The 22,684-nt window shown below is 65.1% G+C and carries 21 protein-coding genes; 8 read left to right on the top strand and 13 right to left on the bottom strand.

The window, feature by feature from the left end; all coding sequences use genetic code 11:
* Positions 1-15: 15 nt before the first annotated feature.
* From dmsD to B5D38_RS16130, 11 genes are all read right to left on the bottom strand, one after another.
* Positions 16-684 carry a Tat proofreading chaperone DmsD gene (dmsD, locus tag B5D38_RS16180; protein WP_207552975.1) on the bottom strand — a complete coding sequence of 223 codons (669 nt, stop codon included), beginning with the start codon at positions 682-684 and terminating at the stop codon, positions 16-18.
* 1 nt (position 685) lies between these two features.
* Entirely contained in the window at positions 686-1,531 is an 846-nt protein-coding gene (locus B5D38_RS16175; RefSeq protein WP_078709473.1) for a dimethyl sulfoxide reductase anchor subunit family protein, read from the bottom strand.
* Between the two features lies 1 nt (position 1,532).
* Positions 1,533-2,150 carry a DMSO/selenate family reductase complex B subunit gene (locus B5D38_RS16170; protein WP_078709472.1) on the bottom strand — a complete coding sequence of 206 codons (618 nt, stop codon included), beginning with the start codon at positions 2,148-2,150 and terminating at the stop codon, positions 1,533-1,535.
* 10 nt (positions 2,151-2,160) lie between these two features.
* Positions 2,161-4,623 carry a DmsA/YnfE/YnfF family dimethyl sulfoxide reductase gene (locus tag B5D38_RS16165; RefSeq protein WP_078709471.1) on the bottom strand — a complete coding sequence of 821 codons (2,463 nt, stop codon included), beginning with the start codon at positions 4,621-4,623 and terminating at the stop codon, positions 2,161-2,163.
* Positions 4,624-5,139: 516 nt separating this feature from the next.
* Positions 5,140-6,060, bottom strand: a complete 921-nt coding sequence (gene rbsK, locus B5D38_RS16160; protein ID WP_078709470.1) for a ribokinase — start codon at positions 6,058-6,060, stop codon at positions 5,140-5,142.
* Positions 6,061-6,202: 142 nt separating this feature from the next.
* Positions 6,203-7,345: a LacI family DNA-binding transcriptional regulator gene (locus B5D38_RS16155; protein WP_078709469.1), complete on the bottom strand. Its 1,143-nt coding sequence runs from the start codon at positions 7,343-7,345 to the stop codon at positions 6,203-6,205.
* Positions 7,346-7,648: 303 nt separating this feature from the next.
* The gene (locus B5D38_RS16150; protein WP_165690880.1) at positions 7,649-8,656 is read right to left on the bottom strand and encodes a TRAP transporter substrate-binding protein; all 1,008 of its coding nucleotides are present in this window, start codon (positions 8,654-8,656) and stop codon (positions 7,649-7,651) included.
* Between the two features lie 43 nt (positions 8,657-8,699).
* Complete coding sequence (locus tag B5D38_RS16145; protein WP_078709467.1) at positions 8,700-9,977, bottom strand: TRAP transporter large permease; 1,278 nt, start codon at positions 9,975-9,977, stop codon at positions 8,700-8,702.
* Entirely contained in the window at positions 9,977-10,483 is a 507-nt protein-coding gene (locus B5D38_RS16140; RefSeq protein WP_078709466.1) for a TRAP transporter small permease, read from the bottom strand. Before B5D38_RS16140 ends, B5D38_RS16145 begins: the two co-directional genes overlap by 1 nt.
* Positions 10,484-10,543: 60 nt before the next feature.
* The gene (locus B5D38_RS16135) at positions 10,544-11,497 is read right to left on the bottom strand and encodes a phosphoglycerate dehydrogenase (RefSeq protein WP_078709465.1); all 954 of its coding nucleotides are present in this window, start codon (positions 11,495-11,497) and stop codon (positions 10,544-10,546) included.
* A 93-nt stretch (positions 11,498-11,590) separates the two neighbouring features.
* Entirely contained in the window at positions 11,591-12,517 is a 927-nt protein-coding gene (locus B5D38_RS16130) for a dihydrodipicolinate synthase family protein (RefSeq protein WP_078709464.1), read from the bottom strand.
* 600 nt (positions 12,518-13,117) lie between these two features.
* On the opposite strand from B5D38_RS16130, the gene B5D38_RS16125 reads away from it, so the two are divergent.
* From B5D38_RS16125 to B5D38_RS16105, 5 genes are all read left to right on the top strand, one after another.
* Complete coding sequence (locus tag B5D38_RS16125) at positions 13,118-14,047, top strand: ABC transporter substrate-binding protein (RefSeq protein WP_078709463.1); 930 nt, start codon at positions 13,118-13,120, stop codon at positions 14,045-14,047.
* Positions 14,048-14,115: 68 nt separating this feature from the next.
* Positions 14,116-15,015: an amino acid ABC transporter permease gene (locus B5D38_RS16120; protein WP_078709462.1), complete on the top strand. Its 900-nt coding sequence runs from the start codon at positions 14,116-14,118 to the stop codon at positions 15,013-15,015.
* The gene (locus B5D38_RS16115; protein ID WP_280949398.1) at positions 15,012-15,776 is read left to right on the top strand and encodes an amino acid ABC transporter ATP-binding protein; all 765 of its coding nucleotides are present in this window, start codon (positions 15,012-15,014) and stop codon (positions 15,774-15,776) included. Before B5D38_RS16120 ends, B5D38_RS16115 begins: the two co-directional genes overlap by 4 nt.
* Before the next feature lie 122 nt (positions 15,777-15,898).
* The gene (locus tag B5D38_RS16110) at positions 15,899-16,387 is read left to right on the top strand and encodes a cucumopine synthase-related protein (RefSeq protein ID WP_078709460.1); all 489 of its coding nucleotides are present in this window, start codon (positions 15,899-15,901) and stop codon (positions 16,385-16,387) included.
* Positions 16,388-16,413: 26 nt separating this feature from the next.
* The gene (locus tag B5D38_RS16105; RefSeq protein WP_078709459.1) at positions 16,414-16,839 is read left to right on the top strand and encodes a cyclophilin-like fold protein; all 426 of its coding nucleotides are present in this window, start codon (positions 16,414-16,416) and stop codon (positions 16,837-16,839) included.
* A gap of 74 nt (positions 16,840-16,913) precedes the next feature.
* On the opposite strand, the gene hutC is transcribed toward B5D38_RS16105, so the two are convergent.
* Positions 16,914-17,654 carry a histidine utilization transcriptional repressor HutC gene (hutC, locus tag B5D38_RS16100; RefSeq protein WP_078709458.1) on the bottom strand — a complete coding sequence of 247 codons (741 nt, stop codon included), beginning with the start codon at positions 17,652-17,654 and terminating at the stop codon, positions 16,914-16,916.
* Positions 17,651-19,009 (bottom strand): formimidoylglutamate deiminase, encoded by a 1,359-nt coding sequence (locus B5D38_RS16095; protein ID WP_078709457.1) that lies wholly within the window; start codon positions 19,007-19,009, stop codon positions 17,651-17,653. The genes hutC and B5D38_RS16095 overlap by 4 nt, the downstream gene beginning before the upstream one ends.
* Positions 19,010-19,109: 100 nt before the next feature.
* On the opposite strand from B5D38_RS16095, the gene hutI reads away from it, so the two are divergent.
* Genes hutI through hutG form a run of 3 tightly spaced genes read left to right on the top strand, consistent with a single transcriptional unit; the run spans position 19,110 to position 22,683 of the window.
* The gene (hutI, locus tag B5D38_RS16090) at positions 19,110-20,327 is read left to right on the top strand and encodes an imidazolonepropionase (RefSeq protein WP_078709456.1); all 1,218 of its coding nucleotides are present in this window, start codon (positions 19,110-19,112) and stop codon (positions 20,325-20,327) included.
* A 14-nt stretch (positions 20,328-20,341) separates the two neighbouring features.
* The gene (gene hutH / locus B5D38_RS16085) at positions 20,342-21,880 is read left to right on the top strand and encodes a histidine ammonia-lyase (protein ID WP_078709455.1); all 1,539 of its coding nucleotides are present in this window, start codon (positions 20,342-20,344) and stop codon (positions 21,878-21,880) included.
* Positions 21,877-22,683, top strand: coding sequence for an N-formylglutamate deformylase (gene hutG, locus B5D38_RS16080; protein WP_078709454.1), 807 nt, complete (start codon positions 21,877-21,879; stop codon positions 22,681-22,683). Before hutH ends, hutG begins: the two co-directional genes overlap by 4 nt.
* Position 22,684 lies beyond the last annotated feature (1 nt).

The following is a 22,684-nucleotide window of genomic DNA, read 5'->3' as shown; positions in this document are numbered from 1 at the left end:
CGCGCCCCACCCACTTCAGAAGTGCAGCGCCTTCTTTGCAGGAGCGGCGCCGAGATGCTCCGCAAGGTATGCAAGACTGAGAGCGGCGAGGTCGGCAAGGCCGGCGTAGAACGGATGTCCGGCGTTGGCGGCCAGAAGCTGGCAATAGCGCCCGCTCCACGGCAGCACATGCTCAGCCAGAAGCTCGCGCAGGGCCTCCTCGTCGCCACGCGCCGCCAGCCCCGAGGCGAGCTGGAGCAGAAGGCCGATGTGGTCTTCTGGCTCGTTCACCTCCTTGCGCACGGCGATGCCGCGTCCCGCGAGGAAGCTCCGCAACGCCATGGTGGAGTCGCCGAAGAGCACGCTCTCCTTGTCCAAATAGACCGATCCCCAGGGCGGCGCGTCGAAATGGTCGGGACCGATGAAGAGCTTCTGCCAAGCCTCCTTCATTTCCCCGGTCGAGCCCGCCTGCCGCATTCTCTCCTGGATGGAGGCGAGCGCTTGCGGTTCGCCCAGGGGCCACTCCCGGCTGAAATCCGGATCAGCGAGAAGGGCGAGAACCGGCGCCAGCGAAGGATCGTCCGGCGAGGAGCGGAACAGCGCCCCGAGCACGGCGAGGCAGGCCGAGATCTCTTCGTTCGCGGGATCGCGGAGAGGGACGCCGTCCCCCGCCGCGACCCGGCTGTCTTTCGGATCGCCGGTCACGTCACACCAGACCAACGGTCATGTGAAGCGCATAGAAGACGCCGCGCCCGATGATCTCACCGCCCAGCACCAGGAGCAGGGCCACGACCATCACCGGCAGAACCCGGCGCCCGACGATCACCTGCCCCAGCACCAGGGCTACTGCCGCGAAGAGCAGCAGGAAGCGCGCCGCCTGCCACATCCCCATGTCGGGCGACATGGACGTCGCGGCGTGAACCGACGTCTGAATGCCGGGCAAGGTGGTGATCAGGACCACCGCCGCGACGACGCCCCCGATGAGACCGAGGACGGCGACCGCCGCCACCAGCCGGTCGAGCCGGCGCGAGGCGAGGCCGGCCAGGGCGAACAGCAGGTTGGCGAGCATCGCGCCCCCCAGCACCGCGGTCACGACGAAGGCCACGGGCGTCAGCGGCGTGTTCCATGTCGGCACCGTGGGCATGAGGTAGAACCGCGTCATGTTCCACAGCAAGGCGATGCTGAGCACCAGGGCAAGCAGATAAAGCGCGTTGCGCAGCGTTCGCGAAGAGTCGGCGAACAGGCTGAGCAGCCAGGCGATACCGCCGACGGCGATGAAGCTCATGCCGAAGAAGAGCTCGTTGCTCAACGGGGCCTGCCCGACGCGCAGCAGCACGTTGGCGCCGCGCATGGGCGAGCCCACATGGGCGGTCGATGAGAGGAAGGCGGCGCCCAGCACCACCCACACCACGATCATCAACCGTTCAAGCCGCCGGCGGGCGAGAACGTCCCGGCGCTCGGTGAAAAGAGCGAAGGCGCACAGCCAGTAGGCGCCGATGGCGCTTTGCGCCAGGACCGTGAAGAGCATCAGCGGCCATTCGTTCCAGCCCATCTTACACCTCCCTCGGGTTGGCCAGGAAGCCGTCGTGGTTGCCCACCGGACGCGCTTTGGGGTTGGGTTTGATGACGATCGAGGGATGGGTGTAGGTGTCCTCGGGCAAGGGCGCCACGGCCGCCAGCGTGCCGTGCTTTTCCCGAAGTTCCTCGATCGGGCCGAAGTCCAGGGCGCGCAGCGGGCAGGCCTCGACACACACTGGCTTCTTGCCCTCGGCGACGCGGCCGTAGCAGCCGTCGCACTTGGTCATGTGCCGCTTCACCTCGCTGTATTGCGGGGCGCCATAGGGGCACGCCATGGCGCAGGACTTGCAGCCGATGCAAACCTCCTCGTCGACGATGACGAAGCCGTTCTCGTGCTTGGCCATGGCGCCTGTCGGGCAAACCTTGGTGCAGGCCGGATCGGCGCAGTGATTGCAGGCGATGGAGGTGTAATACGAGAAAACGTCCTGCCGCCAGGCATCGCCGTCCTGTGTCCACTCGCCGCCGGTGTATTCATAGACGCGGCGGAAGTTGACCTCGGGCGGAAGATCCTTGAGGTCCTTGCAGGCGAGCATGCAGGTCTTGCATCCCGTGCAGCGGCTGGAATCGATGAAGAAGCCGTATTGTTGGGTCATGATCTCTTCCTCACGCCACCTTCTGCACGTCGACAAGGTTGGTGTGCTGCGGGTTGCCCTTGGCCAGCGGCGACGGGCGCTGCGTGGTCAGCACGTTGATGCTTCCGGCATGATCGACTTTCGAGCTGTCGGCGCTGTGCCAGGCGCCCTCGCCCATGGCGGTCACGCCCGGCATGATGCGCGGCGTCACCTTGGCGTGGAGGCGCGTCTCGCCCTCGGCATTGAAGACGCGCACGAGATCGCCGTTGGCGATGCCGCGAGGCCCGGCATCGATCGGGTTGATCCAAACCTCCTGCTGCGCCGCCGCCTTTAGCACATCGACATTGCCATAGGTGGAATGGGTGCGTGCCTTGAAATGGAAGCCGGTGAGCTGCAGCGGATAGGTCTTGCGCTCCGGACTGTCCCAGCCACGGAAAGTGGAGGCATATATCGGCAGCGGATCGATGACGTCGTCCGGCGCCAGCTCCCATGTGGCGGCGATATCCGCCAGACGCTGCGAGTAGATCTCGATCTTGCCCGAAGGCGTCTTCAGCGGGTGCCCCTCCGGGTCTGCCCGGAAGTCCTTGTAGGCGATGTGATGGCCGTCGGGATCGTGACGCTTGTAGATGCCGGCGGCGCGGAAGCTGTCCAAATCCGGCAGGGCGGGGTCTTTTTCGCGGTTGATCTCCACCAGATGGCGCAGCCATTCCTCCTGCGTCCGTCCCTCGGTGAAGGCGTCCTTGACGCCCATTCGCGCGGCGATCTCCGAGCACATGTCGTAGATCGACCGACACTCGAACAGCGGCTCGATCGCCTGATCCGCGAAAATGAGGTAATTCATGTTGCCGGCGCTGGCGTCCATCACCAGGTCCATCTGCTCCGAGGTGGTCAGGTCGGGCAAAAGAACGTCGGCATAGCGCGCCGAGGCGGTCATGTGATTGTCGATGACGACAATCATCTCGCAAAGGCTATCGTCGCCCAGAACCTCGTCCGTGCGGTTGATGTCCGCGTGCTGATTGACGAGCGCGTTTCCGGCGTAGTTCCAGATGAACTTGATGGGAACGTCGAGCTTTTCCTTGCCCTGAATGCCGTCGCGCAGCGCGGTCATTTCTGGCCCGCGCTTGATGGCGTCGGTCCACATGAACACGGGGATCGCAGTGCTCACCGGGTTCTTCAGGGTCGGGAAGCGCTCGAAGGGAATCGAGAACGAGCCCTCGCGGCCGCCAGACCCGCCACCGCTGATGCCCACGTTCCCGGTGAGAATGGCCAACATCAGGACGGCGCGCGAGCTCATCTCGCCATTGGCATGGCGCTGCGGCCCCCAGCCTTGCATGATGCAGCACGGCTTGGTCGAACCAATCTCGCGCGCCAACTTGATGATGCGATCAGCCGGGATTCCGGTGATCGAGGCCGCCCAGGCCGGCGTCTTGGCGATGCCATCCGGCCCTTCGCCCAGGATATAGGCCTTGTAATGGCCGTTGCGCGGCGCCTCGGGAGGCAGCGTCGTCTCGTCGTAGCCGACGCAATAGCGATCAAGGAAGGGCTGGTCGACCATGTTCTCGGTGATCAGCACATGGGCAAGCCCCGCAACCAGGGCGGCGTCCGTGCCGGGACGAATGGGTATCCATTCATCCTCACGGCCTCCGGCCGTATCAGTGTAGCGCGGATCGACCACGATCATGCGGGCATTGGAGCGCGCCCGCGCCTCGGCCAGATGATAGATCACGCCGCCACCGCTCATTCGGGTTTCGGCGGGATTGTTGCCGAACATCACCAGGAGCTTGGTGTTGGCGATATCGGACGGGCTGTTGCCATCCGCCGACGTCCCATAGGTAAATGGCGTCGCAAACGAGATCTGCGCGGTGCTGTAGGTGCCGTAGTGGTTGAGATAGCCGCCGCACAGGTTCATCAGGCGCGCGATGAGAGAGTTTGCGGGAGGCCAGGAGCGGGTGACGCTGCCCCCCAAAGTGCCCGTGCCATAGTTGAGATAGACGGCCTCGTTGCCATGCTCGGCAATGACCCGCTTGAGATTGTCGGCCACCAGATCGTAGGCTTCTTCCCACGAAATTCGCTCGAACTTGCCCTCTCCGCGCCGGCCGACCCGCTTCATCGGATACTTCAATCGGTCGGGATTATAGACGCGCCGACGCATCGAGCGGCCACGCAGGCAGGCGCGCACCTGATGCTCGCCGTAAACGTCCAGGCCCGTGTTGTCGGTCTCGACCCACTTGATCACGCCGTTCTCGACGTGCATGCGCAGCGGACAGCGGCTGCCGCAATTGACCGTGCATGCGCTCCAGACCGTCTTGTCGATTCCTTTCGAAGCGGCCGCAACGCCTGAAGCGGCGGGCTCCGCCATCGCGGACCAGGAGAAGGGTGAGCTCAGCCCTGCGGCGGCCGTCGCGAGCCCACACCAGCCGGCAGCTTGCAGCAACTGGCGGCGGGTTGGCGAGGCGCTCATGAAGGACATGGTCTCATCGCGTCTTTCAGTCATCACTCTTCCCTCATGACGAACATGCCGACGCACCAAGAGAGTCCTCCGCCGATCGCGAAGGCTGACTTTCACGCGGGATGTCCAGGCTTTTCAACGCGGCAGGGAACTATGCGGCCACGACCAGGATCATTCGGGCACTTGACGAATTTTCGCCTTGAGATTGATCAATTTGAAGAATCGCTGCCGCAGTTGTGGAAGGCAGGACGTGTCTAAGCTGGCGGCAGGCAGGCGAGGTTTGCTGCCTGAAATCGTTATCGTTCAAGCAAAGCGCCGCCATCGCGCCGGCCCCCCGGTGACCGCGCCGATATCGTTCTGCGTCCATTTGTAGCGGCCAAAAGCGCCGATCCGAGACGAGAGGACAAGCGCGGTGCAGCCAGGCGCGCCGCACCGACAGGCGGGCGTGGTGCCGCGCCTGTTCTCAAGCAGCGCTCCGGCTGCATGGCTTGATCAAATCCAGCCGTTGAGGCTCGCGGAGCGCGAGCCGTGAAAAGGTCGATGAAATGCCCCGCGCCGGCTTCAGCCGCGAGCCATCATCTCCTCGACCTCGGCGAGAGAAGGCGCCGCGTCGGATGCGCCGCGGCGGGTCGTGGCCAAAGCACCGCAGGCCGAGGCGAAGCGGAGCGCATCAGGCCAGTCGTCGCCGCGCCCCAGGGCGAAGGCGAGGCCGCCATTGAAGCAGTCGCCGGCGGCCACCGTGTCTATAGGTGTTACCTTGAAGGCGGGAATATGCCCCTCCCCGCCCCCGCCGCGATAGTAGACGCCGGCACCGCCCATCTTGACGACGGCGATGCGCAGCCCGCGCTCGATCAGCGCGGCGGCGGCCTTGGCGGCCGAGGGAATGTCGGTCGGGCGGATGCCCACCAGCGCCTCGGTCTCCGTTTCGTTGGGCGTCATCGCATCGACCGATGACCAGATCTCCGGCGCAAAGCCGCCCGAAGGCGCGGGCGCCGGGTCGAGGATCGCGAGTGCCCCGCCGGCGCGGAATCGCTTCGCCGCCGCAAGGGAGGCCTCGAGCGGGATTTCGAGCTGGAGAAGCAGGACGCGGGTCGCGCCGATCAGCGGCGCCAGTCGCTCGACGTCGCTTTCGCCCACCGCCATGTTGGCACCGCCGACCACGGTGATGCAGTTTTCGGCGCGGGCGTCGACACCGATGGCGGCGATGCCCGTCGGGCTCGCCGGGTCCTCCAGAAGATAGGTGAGGCCGACGCCCTTCTGCGTCAGACGCTCCCGCGCCAGGGCGCCGAACGTGTCCTGACCGGTTCGCCCTGCCAGTTCGACCCTGCCGCCGAGCTGGGCCACGGCGACAGCCTGGTTTGCTCCCTTGCCGCCCAGGGTGATGGAATAGCTTTCACCATGGACCGTCTCTCCCGGACGCGGCAGCCGCTCCGCATAAGCGAAGATGTCCATGTTGGTGCTGCCGAAAACGACAATGCTCATCGCTGATCCCACTCCCTTTACGCAATCCGGTCTTGCCGGCCGACTCGTTTCTTTACGCAACCACATCATCGATCGACGCGGCAAGACGCCTCACCGGTCTGTCGCAGCCTGTGAAGGCGCGAAGCATGAGCGTCCCCCCATTTCAATCCCCACTGGGCGGCCCGCTCGTGTCGCGCACGATCAGGTCGGGCACGAGTTCGCGGGGCTCCGCCGCCTTGCCCTTGTGCCCCATGGACCAGAGCAGCTTCTCGGCAGCGATCGCCCCGATGGCATGGTTGTCGACCCTCATGGTGGTGAGACGCGGTGAAAGGCGCGAGGAGATCGCAAGATCGTCGAAGCCGGTGATGGAAAAATCGTCCGGTGCGCGCAAGCCGAGGAATGGCGCGCAGGCCAGCGCGCCAAGGGCGAGATTGTCGTTGCCGCAGATGACGGCGGTGGGCCGATCTGCCTTCGGACTGTCCATCAGGCGCGCCAAGCCTTGTGCGCCAGCGTCCAGCGTGCCGGGGCCGATCAGGCACCGGCCCTCCGGCACAGCGAGCCCAGCGTCGGCGAGCTCCTCGTTTATTCCAGCGAGGCGCGCCTCGACGCGGTCGTTGTCGGCCACCGGCTGGGAGATGATGCCGAAGCGACGATGGCCAAGTTCGAGAAGATGGCGCGTGATCCGGCGAAACGCGACCTTGTTGTCGAAGCCGACGCAGCAATGCGGGCTGTCAGCTCGATAGGAATAGGTCACAACATAGGGGAGACCCCGCGCCTTGAGCGCCTGGAAGAGTTCCGCCGGATGGCGCTCGCCGGCAAAAGCCAAAGCTTCGACGCCTCGCGCCAGCATAGCCTGGGCCTGCTTCAGCCCCTCCGCCTGGTCGTAGTTGGAGCAGCCAATAAAGAGGGTATAGCCATGGCCGGCCATGACGGCCTGCATGGCGTTGATCTGGCGGGCGAAAACCTCATTGTCGAGCGTTGGGATGATAGCGCCGGCAATATGAGTCCGGCTGGATGCAAGCGCGCGACCCGCGGCATTGGGAATCCAATGAAGTGCGTTGGCGACCGCGAAGACGCGCTCGCGAATCTCGTCCGAGACCTTGTCGGGCTCGTTGAAGGCACGAGACACCGTGGCGGTCGATACGCCGGCGGCGCGGGCCACCTCGTCGAGCTTGACCTTGCCACTGCTGCCACGCGTGCGGCGCACGACGGCATCACCGCGCTTGGCGTCGCCCGCCGCCGTATCCGCCGGGGGCTCCTGGCTGCCTCCGCCACCTTGCGGCGTCCTGCCGCCGGGCGCTCTCATGGCGATCGCTTCTGCGGCGGGATGGACCTTGGTGGAATGACGATGGCAGCGGCCAAGGGCACCTCCGGAAGTGGACCTCGACACTGGTCGACGGCCCGGCGGCAAATATCACAGGTAGCCGGCTTATCAAGCCTTCACACGAATGAGTGCCTAGAGCATGATCCCGAAAAGTGGGAACCGGTTTTCGGAAAAGGTCATGCGCACAGAAGAAGATGGAGCGGGATGATGAGCGAAGCTCAACTCATCCCGCTCTAGAGGGATGGCCTACCGCCTGGGGCGGCAAGCCATACCCTCTTGGCTAGCTTATTTCTTGATCTGCGACATCAGCGTGTCGACGATCTCGTTGCCAGCCTTCTCCCGCACCATATCGATGACGTCGGCGGTCTTTTCCTGGAACTGCTTCAGCTCCTCGGGAGAGAGGTCGACGATCGTCATGTGCTTGGCGAGTTCGGCGCGCTGTCCCTGCTCGAGCTCGGCCTGAAGCTGCCACTGGTAGTCGGTCGCATCCTTGAAGCTGTCGTCCACGACCTTCTTCAGATCGTCCGGCAGATCCTGGTACCAGGCGAGGTTGATGATGTTGAGGTTCGCCAGGAAGATGTGGCGCGTGTTCATGAGGTACTTCTGCACCTCGTAGAAATGCTGGGACAGGATGTGACCGTAGGGATTCTCCTGTCCGTCGACGACGCCCTGCTGCAACGCGCCGTAAAGCTCGGGGAAGGAGATCGGCGTCGGCGCGGCACCGAGAGCCTTCCAGATGGCGATGTGGATCGGGTTCTCCTGGACACGGATGCGCAATCCCGCATCGGCGATGTCCTTGGGGGTGTGAACCTCGGTGTTGGACGTGGTGAGGTTGCGGAAGCCGCCGTCCATAGTGCCCTCAAAGCGCAGGCCCTTGGCCTCGAGCGCCTTGGCGATGGCATCGGCCAGAGGACCCTCGTTGGTCAGCGCGCGCCTCTCCTCGCTGTCCGTCGGCATCACGTAAGGAATGTCGAAAACGGCGAGTTCGGGGATGAACTGCGTGGCGCCGGAGCTCGCCATCGGCCCGAACTGCACATCGCCGAACATGGTGGATTCCATGATCTCGCGATCGCCGCCGAGGGCGCCGCCACCCTGGTCCACCACCTCGATGCGCCCACCCGAGCGCTCCTCGATGTCCTTCTTCAGCTTGAGGAACGCCTGATAGATCGGATGCTTGGTGTCCGACAGCGTGTGGGCCATGATCATCGTGTAATCGGCCGCCGACGCGATGGTCGGCAGTGCGGTCGCCACGGCAAGCGCGGCGGCAGCGACGAAGGATCTCGTCAGTTTCATTTTTCTCACTCCCTTTTTGGATCGCGGATGATAGTTGACCGGTTCAGCCGCCGAGGCCCGGCAGCCAGAGCGACAGCGCCGGCACATAGGTGATGATGGCCAGGGCGATGACGAGCATGGCCAGGGGAACAGGCAGCCCCTTGCACACGTCCACCATCGACAACTTGGTCAGTCCCGTGGCGACGAAGATGTTGGCGCCCACTGGCGGCGTGACGAAGCCGATGGCAAGGTTGGTCGTCATGATCAGGCCGAAATGGATCGGGTCGACGCCGTACGGCATGACGATCGGCAGGAAGATCGGCGTCAGCACGATGATGGCGGCGAGCGTCTCCATGAACATGCCGACGACCAGCAACATCGCGTTGATGAGCAGGAGCAGCATCACCGGCTCGCTGACGACGCTGGAGATCAGGTCACCCAGCATCACGGGCACGCGCAGCAGGTTGAAGACGCGGCCGAGGGCGGCGCCGGTGCCGGCGATGATGAGGATCGGCGCGATGGTGAGCGAAGTGCGCCCGATGGTGTCCAGAAGCTGCGGCAGGTTCATCTCGCGGAAGATGAAGAGCGAGACAACGGCGCTGTAGGCTACCGCGATCGCCGCCGCCTCGGTCGGCGTGAAGGCGCCCGAATAGATGCCACCGAGCACCACGACCGGGGCCAGCAACGCCCAGAAGCTCTCGCGTGTCGCTCGGATCAGGGAAATCTTGCCTGCTTGGGTCGTGATCCTGTGCTTGTTCTTGGTGCCGTACCAGAAGGCATAGGCCGACAGCAGGCCGCCAATGACGCAGGCCGGGCCGATGCCGGCGATGAACAGCGCGCTGACCGAGACGCCCGCCGACATGCCGTAGATGATCATGGGGATGCTCGGCGGCACGATCACGCCGAGGGTGCCGGCGCAAACCACGAGCACGGTGGCGAAGCGCTTCTCGTAGCCATTCGACACCAGGAGCGGGATCGCCATGGAGCCAATGGCCGCGACCGTGGCGGGCGAGGAACCGGAAATGGCGCCGAACAGCATGCAGGCGACGACGGTGGCGATGGCCAGTCCGCCGTTGAAGCGTCCGAGCAGCGCATCGGCAAAATTGAAGAGCCGCTTGGCGAGGCCGCCGCGGGTCATGATGTCGCCGGCGACCATGAACAGCGGCACGGCGAGCAGCGGGAACGAATCGATCGCCGTGACGATCGTGCGCACCACCTGGCTCGGGTTGACCGGCGCCCCCATCCAGCCCGGAATGAAGGCCGCCAGTCCAAGCGACATGGCGATGGGCACGGTGAGAAGCAGAATGAGGAGGAAAGAGCCGAGAGCGACGAGAGGATACATCAGAGCGACTCCTCGGCATTCTGTCCGGCCGGAACCGGAACACCCCTATGGAGCAACCACATGGCCTGAAGGGTGCGCAGCGCGGAGGCTGCGGCGCCGACGGGAAGAGCGGCGTAGACCAGCCACATCGGGATCTCGAGCGTCGGCGAAAGCTGACCAAGCGCGCGAACCCGCTCGACGAAGGGGATGGCGTAGTAGAGGATCACCCCGCAGAAGATCAGGACACCAATATGGGAGAGCACGCTGAAGAGGCCGACGGAGCGCGCGCCGAAGACAACGGGAGCGAAATCGACGACGATGTGGCGGCTCTCCCTGACCGCCAGACTGGTGCCGATCATGGTGCACCAGACGAGCAGATACCGCGCCAGCTCCTCCGCCCAAACCAGCGGGGAGCCGAGCACATAGCGCATGAAGACCTGGACCACGAGGATCAACGACGTGGCCACGAGGATCACCGTGACGATGGACTTCTCGAAGTTACGATCGAAGAGGTCGACGATTTTCAAGATTCCTCCCCTGCCCGCTCCACCGGGCGACTGAAGTTTCGGGGGCGGGCTTTGAGGCCGCTACAGAAGATTGGCAGGGCTGCGACCGGCGAAGACGTCGAGCACGGCCCGCGCTGTCAGGAGCCCGATACCGCGATAGGCCTCAAAGGTCTCGGCCGCGGTGTGGGGCGTGGTGACGATGCCGTCCAACTGGAACAGCGGATTGTCCGCCGAGGTCGGCTCGCTTTGATAGACGTCGATCGCCGCCGCCCTGAGCTTGCCGCTCGAAAGCGCGTCTGCCAGCGCCGTCTCGTCGACCAGGGCGCCTCGGGCCGTGTTGATGAAGTAGGCGTCGTCCTTCATTTTCGCGAAGGTCTCGGCGTTCATGAAGCCGCGCGTCTCGGGCAGGCTCGGCAGCATCATCAGGAGCACGTCGGCCCGCGACAGCACATCCTCCGAGGTTGCCAATGTCACGCCCAGGCGCGAAGCCGCCTCCTGGTTGGGGTACTTGTCGTAGGCGAGAACCTCGACCTCGAACCCCTGCAATTTCCGGGCGATCTTCTGGGCGATATTGCCGAAGCCGAGAATGCCGACGGTCCGGCCGAGAATTTCCTCGCCGACGAAGCGATCCCAGCGGCCCTGGCGGGTCGTCTGGTGAAGCTGAGGGATGGCGCGCATCGCGGAAATGATGAGGCCGATGGTGATCTCCGCCACCGCGTTGGAGTTGCCGCCGGCCGCATTGGTCACGGCGATGCCGTGGCGGCGCGCGGTCTCCACGTCGATATTGTCGACACCGACGCCGAAACGGCTGATCACCTTGAGCTTCGGAGCGATCTTGAAGACCGCCTCGTTCCAGTCGTCGACACCGGCGATGACGGCATCGATATCGCCGACGCGCGACTTCAGCTCGTCGAAAGTCATCGGCCGGCCGAAGGTGTTCTCCACCACCTCCCAGCCGTTCTCCTCGAACAGCGCCTTCGCCTCGCGGCACAGTTTCGAATAATTGGTCGCAGTGACCAGCACCTTGTGTGACATGGCTTGCCCTCACTCTCTCCCGGTGCCCGGGCGCCCTCGACTGCGAAGGAAACGCCCTTGACCCGATGGCATCGTCTGACGGATCGCCGCCGCTCAGAGCGCGGCGATGCGGCGGCGGAACTGGTCCTGCCCCTCGACGATCTTGTCGATCAGCGCATCGAGCGCCCAGAATTTCTCACGAATATCGAAGGTCACGGCGCGGCTGCCGACGCCCGCGAAGGTTCCAAGACGCTGGTGATAGAGCTTGGCGAGCTTGGGGTAGCCCATCGGCTCGGCCATGGCCGACAGCGCCAGATAGACCGACAGTTCGTCCGCCAGTTCCCGATGCTCCCGCCAATGGGTGAGCAGCCACTTGTAGAGATCGGGGTGGATGTTGGTGAAGACGCCGGTGAAGCCGTTGGAGCCGGCGCGCATCGCCGCGAAGGCGATGGCGGCGTTGGCATTGACCACCGACAGCTTGGAGCCTTTGGTGAGGGCGACCCGGCGCTCGACGGTGGCGAGGTCGCAGGACACATCCTTGAGCACCACGAACCGCCCCGACTGCGCGCAGAACCGGATCTCATCGTCGCTCAGAAGCCGCCGATAGGGCGCAGGGCACTCATAGAGGCCGAGCGGCAGATCCGCCGGCAGGCGGTCGAGCAGCCAGCCGAGGTCATCGAGAAACTTGCCGCCGCCCCGCTGATCGGCGTCGAGGCGATTGGTCACGAGCACGATGCCGTCGACACCCGCCTCCGCCACCGCATTGAGTTCGCGCTCCTGGTCCTCAAGGCGATCGCTGACATGGCCGGACGCGATGACCGGGATGCGGCCCGCCGCCGCCTTCTTGACGTGACGGGCGAGAGCGACCCGCTCGTCCAGGCTGAGGAACAGCATCTCGCTCGACTGGCAGACGGCGAACAGAACGTCGGCACCGTTCTCCACATACCAGTCCACCAGCCTGGAGACGCCCTCATAATCGATCGCGCCGTCGTCCTTGAACGGCGTGATCATCACCGGAATGATACCTTCGTATCGCGTCATTTCCTGCCCACCAACTATCCAATCCTCGCGCACCACCGCAGCGCGGCAACGCTAATTCACCCGGAGGGCGGAGCGCCGCCAGAAGACGTGCTCCGCCCCCGCCCGCACATGGCTTTCCCGTTGCCGCCGAGCATGCCGCCGCGCGAACGCGACGGCGCCGACAAGCCCTGGACGCCGCAAATTTCTTCAGGTCGGAACGATCGTTCGGCAGCCCAATGCCGGCTTCAGAAGGAAGCCTGTCGCTCCCCCGGCTCGAGCCTCATCTCCCAGACCATACCCTCACTCCTGTAAGCGCTTACATACGAAGCAACCGGGGTGCCTGTCAAAGGCTTTTTTTGACGCAGGCGACACCGTCCCGCCGCAGATCGACAGTCGACCGCCATCGCCCCTCAGCCTGCCCTGTCGCCCCTCCATCCCAGAAAACACGTTCAGTTCGCATTGGTGCGCAAGGCGACAACCGGAGGCCGCTTGTCTTTTGCCTAAAAATTGGGCTCGCTACCAGGATAGACAGAATGCGCTTGACAGCCTTCTATATGTCTATACAAAAACAAGGACCGGCACCTGATGCCGTCCAGATCAAAACACCATGAGGGTTCGAATATGACAGCCGGGATTCCGACACCGCTTGCCACCGCAGTCCTCGCATTCACCATGCTGACGGGTGTTGCCTTCGCCGACGAGGCGGAGGTGGTTGGGGCCGGAATTCCGGCTCTGCAAGCCGACAAGAGTCTGCACGACATGCTGCCCGAGAAGATCCGGGAAGCCGGCAAGATCTCCATCGTCACCGATGCCCATTACCCGCCGTGCCAATATTTCGCGGCGGACAACAAGACGATCGTCGGCTACGAGCCGGATCTGTGGAAGGCGATCACCGAAAAGCTCGGCATCACCTACACTGTCGAGTCGATCGATTTCGCCGGCCTCATCCCCGGCGTGGAGGGTGGCCGCTACGACATGGCCGCCGAGTGCATCTCCGACAATCCCGAGCGCCAGAAGCGCGTGACCTTCATTGACGACGCCTATGCCACCGGTGCCGTGTTCAAGCTGGCATCCAACACGTCCATCACGTCGGACGCGGATTCGCTCTGCGGGCTCACCGTCGCGGTCCAGCAAGGCTTCGACTTCGTCAACGTCGTCAATGACGAGATGACGCCTCACTGCACGTCGAAGGGGTTGAAGCCCGTCACCGTCAACCAGTACCCGTCGGGCGACGCCGTGCTGCTGGCCCTCTATTCGGGGCGCGTCGATTTCGTGCTGAACGACATCGCCGCCACGGAGGAGATTAAGAAGCGCGCGCCCAAGCCGATCCGCGTCGTCGAGAACGAGTATCTCCCGAAGTACTACAACGGGATGGTGGTCAAGAAGGACAACATGGAATTGGCCGAGGCGCTTCTGGCGGGCCTCAAGGCGGTCCATGCCGAGGGCGTCTATGACAAGATCATGGAGAAGTGGGACATTTCCCTGCTGGCGCTCAAGGAGCCTGGCATCAACCTGGCGACCAAGAAGCCGCTGACCCAGCCGAAGCCCTGAGCCGATGCCGCACGGGCCGCCGGCTCTCCCGGCGGCCCCCGTTTCATTCGCTGGAAGGGGAAATCGCCATGGTGACCCACGAGACCTCACAGGACATCAACGATCCGCCTCGGCACGAGCACATGGAAGTCGTCCCTCGCCGCTCGGTCCTGCGCTTCGTTCCGCCTCTGATCGTCGTCTTCGTCGGGCTGGCGCTTCTCCAGAGCGTGGTTCTCAATCCCAACTTCGAATGGCCGCTGGTCGGCAGCTACCTGTTCTCGACCGCTATTCTCGAAGGCCTCGCCACCACGCTCGGCCTCACCGCGATGTGCATGCTCACCGGCGCGGTCCTGGGCATCATCATCGCCGTCATGCACCGCTCGGAGCACTGGCTGGTGGTCGGTTTCGCCAAGGTCTACATCTGGTTCTTCCGGGGCACCCCGATCCTGGTGCAGCTGATCTTCTGGTACAACCTCGCGGCGCTGTTCCCCAATCTGTCGATCGGCGTGCCCTTCGGCCCGAGCCTCTTCACCGTCAACACCAACACCCTCATCACGCCCTTCATGGCGGCGTTTCTCGGCCTCAGCCTCAACGAGGGCGCCTATATGGCGGAGATCGTGCGGGCGGGCATCGGGTCGGTCGACACGGGACAGGAAGAGGCGGCGCGCGCCATCGGCATGACGCGTCTGCGCGCCATGCGGCGTATCGTGTTGCCGCAGGCCATGCCGTTCATCATTCCGCCGACGGGCAACGAGACCATCGGCATGTTGAAGATGACGTCCCTCGTCAGCGTCATTTCCCTGTCGGACCTGCTCTACTCGGCGCAGACCATCTATTCGCGCAATTTCGAGGTGATTCCGCTGCTGCTCGTGTGCTGCTGCTGGTACCTCTTGCTGACGTCGGTGCTGACCGTGATCCAGGGGCGCATCGAGCGCCATTATGCCCGGGGCCGGCACTCCGCCACACCTCAGCCGGGAGAGCGGACATGAGTTTCCACATGGTCGAAGCGGTCGGCGTGGAGAAGCAGATCGGCCACCAGATGATCCTGAAGGGCATCGATTTCACCGTCGACCGAGGCGAGGTCGTCAGCCTCATCGGCCCCTCCGGCTCCGGCAAGTCGACCTTTCTGCGCTGCATCAACCATCTGACCAAGATCACCGGCGGCTATCTCGCCGTCGATGGCGAGCCCGTCGGCTACCGACGCAGCGACAACAAGCTCTACGAGCTGTCCGACGCGGAAGTGGCGCTGACGCGGGCCGAAATCGGCATGGTGTTTCAGCGCTTCAACCTCTTCGGCCACAAGACGGCGATCGAGAACGTTATCGAGGGCCCGGTGCAGGTGAAGCGGCAGCCCGTCGAGCGCGCGCGCGCCAGAGCGGCTGCGCTTCTCGAGCGCGTCGGCCTGTCATCCAAGGCGGATGCCTATCCATCCCAGCTTTCCGGCGGTCAGCAGCAGCGGGTGGCCATCGCCAGGGCGCTGGCAATGGACCCCAAGCTGATGCTCTTCGACGAGCCGACCTCCGCGCTCGATCCCGAGCTGGTGGGCGAGGTTCTGGCCGTGATGAAGGACCTCGCGGCCGACGGCATGACCATGGTCGTGGTGACCCACGAAATGGCCTTCGCCAGGGAAGTCTGCGATCGCGTCGCCTTCATGGACGACGGTCGCGTCGTCGAGTGCGGTCCTCCCAACGAGGTCTTCAACAATCCCACCAGCGAACGCGCGCGCTCCTTCTTCGCCCGCGTTCTCTGAAAGGAAAAAGCGGCCGCGCGAATGCCGGCGGCCACAGCGATCGGCGCGCTGACGCCGAGCCCTCCATGCCGTCATCGCCATGCGGCGGAACGGCCAGCAAATCCAGGAAGAAAGGAAAGTTCATGACCGTTGAAGAGGCGATCAGGAAGCTCGAAGCCGAGCGGGAGAAGATTTGGCTCGATCAACCGGAGGAGGTTCGCTCGCTCAGCGAGGGCTATGTCCCGCGCAATTCCGGCTCGCGTGGCCAGTATCTGTCGACCATCATCTTCGCCGAGGGCGAGACCCGCACCTTCGCCGACGAGTTCCTTTGGGGCATCATCCGCGTCATTGAGGACAGCGAGCCCGACCTCAAGACGCTGCAGGCCTATATTGCCCAGGTCATCGGCTACAAGGCGTCGTTCTTCGACTTCGTCGGCCTGCCGCATGCCTGCGAGATGACCCGCATGTATGTGGATGCGGCCCAGGCCTGCACCACCAACGCCGAGCTTCTGGCTCTCACCAAGGCAGCGCTCGGCTATGCCAACCGCCTGCACATGTGGGTCGATTTCATCCTCCCCTGGGGCCTGGGTGGCGGCTTCCGCAAGAAGCCGCTCAAGGCCAAAGCCGACTAAGCCCCACACGAACGAGGAGAGAAAAAATGCGTCTCGCGATTGAAATCGAAGGCAAGGAAATCTGCAAGATCGAGGTCTGGGAAGACAAGGTCCCGATCATTGCCAAGGAGCTGCGCGAAAAGCTGCCGATGAAGACGATGCTTCAGCACGGCAAGCTCAACGGCGACCTGATCTTCTTCACGCTGCCCATCGTCGCGCCGTGGGAAAACCTGCATGTCACCGGCGATCTCGGCAAGGAGCGCATCAAGCAGTACGGCACGGCCGCCGGCACCGTCTGCTTCTACAGCCCGCGCCAGCAGTTCTGCATCGTCTATGGCGACGACACCTCCGACGAGCCCCTGCCGATCTCCTATATCGGCGAGGTCGTGGAAGGCCAGATGCAGCTCCGCGTCACCGGCATGGAAACCTGGTTCGACCAGGGCCGCGTCCTGGAGATGAAGGTCATCGACTGACCAGACTTGAATGAAGCCGCCGGCCTGCCGCGCCTCCATGGCGTGGCAGGCCGGCGACGATCAGGAAAATACGCTCAGTTGCTCGGCACGAAGTGGGCGGCGAAATGGTACATGTCGCCGCGGAAAATCTGCCGCGCGAAGGTGACGGGGCCGCCGTTGCGCCAGGTTCGCCGCTCGAGGCAGAGGCAGGCCGTGTTGCGCGGAATTTCGAGAAGCGCCGTGGTCTGCCGATCGGGGGTGACGGCCGAGATCCGGTGCTGGGCTTCCGTCCACGGCACATGGGCCAGAAGCCAGCTTCCCGGCGAAGCCTCCTCGAAGGTCAGATCCGCGACCGCCGGCACCGCCGCGACGTGGATGAGACGGAGCTCGCAGACGAGCGGAATGTCGTCGGCGAAGTGCAGCGAGCGAATCTCGATGATATCCGCCCGTTCTTCCACGCCATAGTCCTTCACGTCCTCGGCGCCGGCCGCGCGACGATCGAGGGAGAGGCGGCGATAGCTGTAGCGCATGCCGCGCGCCTTCACCTCGTCGGCGAGGTTTGGAATGTTGAGGACGGCGGACTCGACCTTTCGTTGCGCGACGAACGTTCCGGCGCGGCGGCGGCGCTCGACGAGCCCCGAATCCACCAGCGCCGAGACCGCCCGGTTCACGGTCATGCGCGCGCAGTCATAGCGGACCATGAGCTCATGCTCGAAGGGAATACGGTGGCCGGGAGGCCATTTCCCGGAAAGGATCGCTTCCTCAAGGTCCGCGCGAATGCGCCGGTAGAGCGCCGGATCGGCCCGCGACTCACCCTTGTTGCTTGTCTCGTTCAAATCATCATCCGCTTCAGACTCGCTCGAAGGCGGGCGGCGATCACTTCCCGCGCGCGATGCCTGCCGCCTTCCACCTGCTTGATACCATGCCGCCACACGCAGTCGACCAGCGAGGATGCGCCTGTGAATATCCAGGTATCGAACACGGCGTCTTGATCAAGCCCCGCGCCGATCGCGCGCGCCGGATCGAGCGAAACAATATCGGCCGGGGCGCCGACAGCGAGCCCCCTTCCCTCTACGCCTAACGCGCGGCTGCCGCCGGAAAGCGCCGCCTCGAACAGCGATCGGCCCGTGGAACGGCCGCTGCCCGCCGCCATGGCGTTGCGAACCCGTCGCGAGAGGCGCTGCGAGTATTCGAGCATTCGCAGCTCGCCCGGCGCCGATATTTCCACATTGGAATCAGAGCCGACCGCGAAATGGCCGCCAGCCGCCGCGAACTCCGCGGCCGGAAAGATGCCGTCGCCGAGATTGGCCTCGGTGATAGGGCAAAGCCCCACCGTTGCCCCCGCCGCGACGATGCCGCGCACCTCCTCATCCGTCACATGCGTCGCGTGGATGAGGCACCAGCGCTCATCGACCGGGGCGCGGGCCAGCAGCAGCTCCACCGGCCGTCCGCCCTCGATGGCAAGGCATTCCTCGACCTCGCGCGTCTGCTCGGCGACATGGATATGCACCGGCCCGCCTCCGGCAAGCGGAAGAATGTCCTCGATCTCACGAAACGTCGCGGCGCGGAGGCTGTGGGGCGCGATCCCGACCACCGCACCCGGAAGACGCGAAACCTCGGCCCGCGCGGTCTCGACGATTTCGCCATAGGTCTCGATGCTCGAAATGAAGCGACGCTGGCTAGGAGATGGCTCGGCGCCGCCGAAATTGGCATGGGCGTAGAAGACCGGAAGCATCGTCAGGCCGATGCCGGTCGTCTCCGCCGCTGCGGCGATGCGGGCGGACATCTCGCCGACGTTCGAATAGCGCGAGCCATCCTCGGCGTGGTGGAGGTAGTGGAACTCGCCGACGCGGGTGAAACCCGACTCCAGCATTTCGACATAGGCGAGCGCCGCCACAGCCTCGACGTCGTCCGGCGTCATCGCGTCGACAGTGCGGTACATCTGCTGGCGCCACGTCCAGAAGCTGTCCTGCGAAGCCCCCCGCACCTCGGTGAGGCCCGCCATCGCCCGCTGGAAGGCATGGCTATGAACGTTGGGAAGGCCGGGCACGCCGATCGCGTGGGCCTCGTCGCATCCGGTGCGTTCGCGATCGGCCTCGACGGCCACGATCCTTCCGCCGTCGATTTCGATGGCGACGTTCCTCGCCCAGCCGCTGGGCAGCAGAGCCTGATCAAACCACAGGGTGGACATCGACGATCCTCTTTTTTGAACAGTGACCACTGGACAAGCATCTCAGGTTTATGTCTATACATAAATTCATGACTGATGCCAGCCCATGGACGAGTCAACAATGACTGCTCACACACCATCACGCCTTTGGCGCAACGCGCGCCTCGCCACCATGGTGGCGGGGACCAATCCTCTCGGCCGTATCGAGGACGGCGTCGTCGCGGCCCGCGACGGCCACATCGTCTATGCCGGCCCGGCGGCCGGTCTCGGCGCGTTCGACGCGGAGGAGACGATCGACTGCGGCGGGCGCTGGATCACGCCCGGCCTCATCGATTGCCACACCCATCTCGTCCATGCCGGCAACCGCGCCCGCGAATTCGAGATGCGGTTGAAGGGCGCCTCCTATGAGGAGATCGCCAAGGCGGGCGGCGGCATCATTTCCAGCCTGCGCGCCTTCCGGGCAGCCGACGAGGCAGCGCTCATCGCCGAGACGCTGCCCCGCCTCGACGCGCTGATCGCCGAGGGAGTCACCACGGTCGAAATCAAGTCGGGATACGGCCTCGACTTGAGCAACGAGATCAAGGCGCTGCGGGCGGCGCGCCGGCTCGCCGAGAAGCGACCCGTATCGGTGACGACGAGCTTTCTCGGCGCCCATGCCGTGCCGCCGGAATTCAAGGACGACCGCGCGGGCTATGTCGCGCATGTGGTGGAGGACATGCTGTCGGAGATCGCCCGGCTCGGCCTTGCCGACGCCGTCGACGCCTTCCACGAGACCATCGCCTTTTCGGCCGAGGAGGTCGACCGCGTCTTCACCAGGGCGCGAGCGCTCGGCCTGCCGGTGAAGCTCCACGCCGACCAGCTTCACGACAATGGCGGCGCCGCCCTCGCCGCGCGCCATGGCGCGCTGTCGGCCGACCACATCGAACATGCAAGCGCCGACGGCATCGCGGCGATGGCCGCCGCCGGCACCGTTGCGGTGCTGCTGCCCGGCGCGTTCTACTTCATCCATGAGACGAAGAAGCCAGCTGTCGATGACATGCGCAAGGCGGGCGTGCCGATCGCCATCGCCACAGACAACAATCCCGGCACGTCGCCGCTGACCTCGCTTCTCCTCACCATGAACATGGCCGCGACGCTCTTCGGCCTCTCCGTCGACGAGTGCCTTACCGGCGTCACGCGCGAGGCGGCACGGGCACTCGGCCGGCTCGGCGAGATCGGGACGCTCGAGCCCGGCAAGTGGGCGGACCTGGCCATCTGGGACATCGAGGAGCCGGCCGAGCTCGTCTACCGAATTGGTTTCAACCCGCTCCACGGGCGGGTCTGGCGCGGCAACATTTAAGAAGGCAAGACACGATGACGCTGATGCTGAATCCAGGGTCGGTTTCCCTGGAAGTCCTCGCCACGATCTATCATGACGGCGGCGCCGTCAGGCTCGCGCCCGAGGCCATCGCCGGGGTCGAGAAGTCCTCGGCCGCGGTGGCGGCGATCGCCGCCGGCGACGCCCCCGTCTATGGCGTCAACACCGGCTTCGGCAAACTCGCCCAGGTCCAGGTTTCCAAAGGCGATCTCGCGCTGCTTCAGCGCAACCTCATCCTTTCCCACTGCTGCGGCGTCGGCGCACCGCTGGCCCCCGAGATCGTGCGGCTGATCATGGCGCTGAAGCTCGTCTCCCTCGGGCGAGGCGCCTCGGGCGTGCGGCTCGAGGTGGTGCGGCTTCTCGAGGCGATGCTCGCCAGGAACGTCGTGCCCGTCATTCCCGAAAAGGGCTCGGTCGGGGCTTCGGGCGATCTCGCGCCGCTCGCCCACATGGCGGCGGTGATGATGGGCGAGGGCGAGGCTTTCGTCGCCGGCGAGCGCCGGCCGGGGCGCGAGGCGCTGGAGGCGGCCGGGCTTTCTCCGGTCGCGTTCGCCGCCAAGGAGGGCCTTGCCCTCATCAACGGCACGCAGGTCTCAACCGCGCTTGCCCTTGCCGGCCTTTTCCGCGCGAGCCACGCGATCCGCGCCGCCGTCGTCTCCGGCGCCCTTTCCACCGACGCAGCCATGGGCTCGGCCGCTCCCTTCAAGGCGCCGATCCACGATCTGCGCGGACACAAGGGCCAGATCGACGTCGCCGCATCGCTGCGGACGTTGCTCGATGGCTCCGCCATCCTCGAAAGCCACCTCGTTGGGGATGGCCGGGTGCAGGACCCTTATTGCATCCGCTGTCAGCCGCAGGTGATCGGAGCCTGTCTCGACCTGCTGCGCCAGGCGGCGACCACGCTCGAGATCGAGGCCAACGCGGCGACCGACAACCCGCTCATCCTCGATGACGGAACCGCCGTCTCCGGCGGCAACTTCCACGCCGAGCCCGTGGCCTTCGCCGCCGACCAGATCGCCCTCGCCATCTGCGAGATCGGCGCGATCACCCAGCGGCGCATCGCCCTTCTCGTCGATCCGGCCCTGAGCTTCGGGCTTCCCGCGTTCCTCGCCTCCAAGCCGGGGCTCAACTCGGGCTTCATGATCGCCGAGGTAACGTCGGCGGCGCTGATGAGCGAGAACAAGCAGATGGCGCATCCCGCCTCGGTGGATTCGACGCCGACCTCCGCCAATCAGGAGGATCACGTCTCCATGGCCTGCCACGGCGCGCGCCGCCTTCTCGCCATGACCGAGAACCTTCACACCATCATCGGCATTGAGGCGTTGACGGCGGTTCGCGGCATCGAATACCGCGCCCCACTTCAGACCAGCGCGCGTCTCGCGGCGGTGATGGCGGCGCTGCGCCAAGTCGTGCCGCCTCTCGAAGAAGACCGCTATATGGCCGGCGACCTGGAGAAGGCCCGTGCTCTCGTCGCCTCCGGCGCTCTCGTCGCGCCCGTGGCCGACGTCCTGCCGGCTCTGGAGACGGCCCGATGAACCCCGTCATCGTCCAGCAGGGGCGCTCGCCCCTCATTCTCGCCATGCCGCATGTCGGCCTCGACATTCCAGGGGACATCTTCTCCCGCCTCAGCGAGGTCGGCAAAAGCCGCGCCGATGCCGACTGGCACATCGAGCGGCTCTATGATGGGCTGGTGCCCGATGCGACGGTGGTGCGCGCGACCTTCCACCGCACCGTGATCGACGCCAACCGCGATCCGAGCGGGGCGAGCCTCTATCCGGGCCAGAATACCACCGGCCTGGTGCCCATGACCGATTTCGACGGCCTGCCGCTGTGGCAGGAGGGCGAGGAGCCTGACGCCGCCGAGATCGAGGCGCGACGCGAGGCCTATCATCAGCCCTATCACGCGGCGCTCGCCGCCGAGATCGAGCGCGTCAGGGCGCTCCATGGCGTCGCCGTCCTCTACGACTGCCATTCCATCCGCTCGCTCATCCCCTTCCTTTTCGAAGGGCGGCTGCCCGACTTCAACATCGGCACCGACAACGGCAAGACCTGCGATCCGCGCATCGAGGCGGCCGCGGCGGAGGTGGCGGCCGGCGCCGATGGCTACAGCCATGTCGTCAACGGACGCTTTCGCGGCGGCTGGACGACGCGCCACTACGGCAAGCCCGCCGAAAATATCCACGCCCTCCAGATGGAGCTGGCGCAGTCGGCCTATCTCACGACCGAAAGCGCGCCCTTCGCCTATGACGATGAGAAGACTGAGCGGCTCCGCATCCATCTCAAGGCGATCCTGACACGCATGGTGGCGATCGCCCCCGAACTCCAGTCCGCCAGGTGAC

It is taken from the genome of Consotaella salsifontis, assembly GCF_900167365.1.
Classification (GTDB): domain Bacteria; phylum Pseudomonadota; class Alphaproteobacteria; order Rhizobiales; family Rhizobiaceae; genus Consotaella; species Consotaella salsifontis.
This window is presented reverse-complemented; position numbering and strand designations above follow the sequence as displayed.